This window comes from Vibrio sp. V42_P2S4T144, from assembly GCF_009904715.1.
Classification (GTDB): domain Bacteria; phylum Pseudomonadota; class Gammaproteobacteria; order Enterobacterales; family Vibrionaceae; genus Vibrio; species Vibrio alginolyticus.
In genome coordinates this window covers 1-2,464 of the sequence record NZ_WXWS01000661.1, presented here as the reverse complement: position 1 = coordinate 2,464, position 2,464 = coordinate 1, and the positions used below count along the sequence as shown (strand labels likewise).

1 protein-coding gene is annotated in these 2,464 nt (G+C 47.6%); it reads left to right on the top strand.

Annotated features, from left to right (window positions below; translation table 11 throughout):
* The first annotated feature begins 107 nt into the window (after positions 1 to 107).
* Entirely contained in the window at positions 108 to 2,282 is a 2,175-nt protein-coding gene (gene uvrD / locus CAG68_RS21365; RefSeq protein WP_054729944.1) for a DNA helicase II, read from the top strand.
* The last annotated feature ends 182 nt before the right edge of the window (positions 2,283 to 2,464 follow it).

Here is a 2,464-nt window from a genome sequence, read left to right as displayed (position 1 = left end):
GTATTGGGCAAAAAAACATCGATTTTTTTATCAAGTTTTGTCTAAACAGCACCCGGTTGTTTAGGTTATAATCGGTTTTTATGTATAAATAACCAGTAGCTCTCATCATGATGGATCCATCTCTATTACTCGACGGTTTGAACGATAAACAACGTGAAGCCGTTGCAGCACCTCTAGAAAACTTGCTCGTTCTTGCTGGCGCAGGAAGTGGTAAGACACGCGTTCTTGTTCACCGTATCGCTTGGCTGATGTCGGTCGAGCAATCATCTCCGTTTTCAATTATGTCGGTAACCTTTACCAATAAGGCGGCGGCAGAGATGCGTGGACGTATCGAAGAGCTAATGATGGGCAGTGCAGGCGGTATGTGGAATGGTACTTTCCACGGCATTTGTCACCGTATTCTGCGTGCACACTATCTTGATGCGAAGCTACCGGAAGATTTCCAAATCATTGACAGTGACGACCAACAGCGTCTACTAAAGCGTTTGATTAAAGCGCAAAACCTCGATGAGAAGCAGTGGCCGGCACGCCAAGTGGCATGGTGGATTAACGGTAAGAAAGACGAAGGTCTGCGCCCGTCGCACATTGATGCGTACCATGATCCAGTAACCAAGACATATCTGCAGTTGTACACCGCTTACCAAGAGGCGTGTGACCGTGCTGGTTTAGTCGATTTTGCGGAAATCTTGCTGCGCGCACATGAGCTACTGCGTGATAACAAGTTCGTCCGTGAACACTACCAAGCACGCTTTAAGCACATCTTGGTGGATGAGTTCCAAGATACCAACAACATTCAATATGCTTGGCTACGTATGATGGCGGGTCCTGAGTGTCACGTGATGATCGTAGGCGATGACGACCAGTCGATTTACGGCTGGCGTGGTGCAAAAGTCGAGAATATTGAGAAGTTTACGCTGGAATTCCCAAGCGTGAATACCATTCGTCTTGAGCAAAACTACCGTTCCACTAAGACCATTCTGGAAGCATCTAACACCCTGATTGCGAATAACACCGAGCGTATGGGTAAAGAGTTGTGGACGGATGGCGTGGTCGGTGAGCCTATCTCGGTTTACAGCGCTTACAACGAATTAGATGAAGCCCGTTTTGCGGTGAACAAAATCAAAGAGTGGCAAGACAAGGGCGGTGCTCTGAATGACGCTGCGATGCTTTACCGTAACAACGCCCAGTCGCGTGTTCTGGAAGAAGCGTTAATTCAAGCCGGTCTGCCTTATCGTATCTATGGCGGCATGCGATTCTTCGAACGTCAGGAAATCAAAGATGCCTTGAGCTACATGCGTCTGATTGCCAACCGTAACGATGATGCGGCGTTTGAACGTGTGGTGAATACGCCAACGCGTGGTTTGGGCGATAAGACGCTTGAAACCATCCGTTTTGCGGCTCGTGATCGTGGTTGCACCATGTGGGAAGCGAGTGTGGCAATGTTGGACGAGAAGGTGCTTGCTGGTCGCGCTGCTGGTGCTCTGAGCCGTTTTATCGAGCTTGTCACCGCGCTAGAAGACGACACCTTAGAGATGCCGCTGCATCACCAAACTGACCATGTAATTAAATACTCGGGCTTGTTCGCGATGTACGAGCAAGAGAAGGGCGAAAAGTCTAAGGCACGTATTGAGAACTTGGAGGAATTGGTGACCGCAACTCGCCAATTCGAGAAACCAGAAGAAGCCGAAGACATGTCACTGCTGACGGCATTCCTAACCCACGCAGCACTAGAAGCGGGCGAAGGACAAGCGGACGAATTTGAAGATGCGGTTCAGCTCATGACATTACACAGTGCGAAAGGTCTAGAGTTCCCATTGGTGTTTATGGTCGGTGTGGAAGAAGGCATGTTCCCAAGCCAAATGTCGGCAGAAGAAGCAGGGCGCTTAGAAGAAGAACGCCGTCTGTGTTACGTAGGCATGACCCGTGCAATGCAGAAACTGTACATCACTTATGCTGAAATGCGTCGTTTGTACGGTCAGGATAAATACCATAAACCGTCTCGCTTTATCCGTGAACTGCCAGAAACTTGTTTAGATGAAGTACGAATGAAGGCGCAAGTTAGCCGTCCTTCAAGCAGTGGTCGATTTAGCCAAACTGTTGTGAAAGAGAGCTTTAATGAAACCGGCTTTACGCTAGGTTCTCGTGTGATGCATCCAAAGTTTGGTGAAGGCACCATCATCAACTTCGAAGGCAGTGGTCCACAAAGCCGTGTACAGATTGCCTTTAACGGTGAAGGCATCAAATGGTTGGTAACTGCTTACGCACGACTAGAGAAACTGTAAGGCTTGACCAAAACTCATACCAATCGTAGTAAATAACTGGTCATTCTAGCTTGTTAAAATACTCGATAACTGCGTTGCAATTTTTGATTGTAGAATAACTACTTATCGAAAAATTGCGCCTTGTTCTCAAGCATTTTCCCTACGCTATTTCTGATCACTTATTTATTGTGATTGGTATCATC